Source organism: Paenibacillus oleatilyticus (assembly GCF_018998565.1).
In the GTDB taxonomy this organism is placed as follows: Bacteria; Bacillota; Bacilli; order Paenibacillales; family NBRC-103111; genus Paenibacillus_G; species Paenibacillus_G oleatilyticus.
In genome coordinates this window covers 1-415 of sequence record NZ_JAHNZO010000104.1, presented here as the reverse complement: position 1 = coordinate 415, position 415 = coordinate 1, and the positions used below count along the sequence as shown (strand labels likewise).

The window sequence follows — 415 nt, the reverse complement described above, 5'->3', positions numbered from 1 at the left end:
CTTCATCGCCTCCACGTTCGGCAACAGCTGTTTAAGCTGAAGTTTGCGTGCATGCATATCCACCTGCCCGCGCATCGGCTTTTTGCCGCCGTCGAGGCGCACGACGGCGTTCAGGCTGCCGCCCGCCATGCCGAAGCGCAGCGGATCCAGGCGCAGTTCGCTATTGTTCAGCTTCAGGTGCGTGGCCAGATCGCTCAGCGGCAAATCGCTGCCGCGTTCAATGCGCGCGGCGGCAAACTTCACGTCCGCATCCATCTTGCTCCAGCTTTGCGTATCGAACTGTTCGACCGGCAGCACCTTATCCGCAGGCTGACGGCTTTTCTCGCCGCGCCCGGCTTTGGCGGCGTTGGAGTCGGCGCCGATCAGCGGCGCCAGATCCGCCAACCTCAGCTGCCGGGCGTTCACCGCGCCGCTC

The 415-nt window shown here is 64.3% G+C and carries 1 protein-coding gene; it reads right to left on the bottom strand.

The features are described 5' to 3' along the window. Positions 1-415: AsmA family protein (locus KQX66_RS38860; RefSeq protein WP_216798399.1), on the bottom strand; the 415-nt coding region annotated here is incomplete at both ends.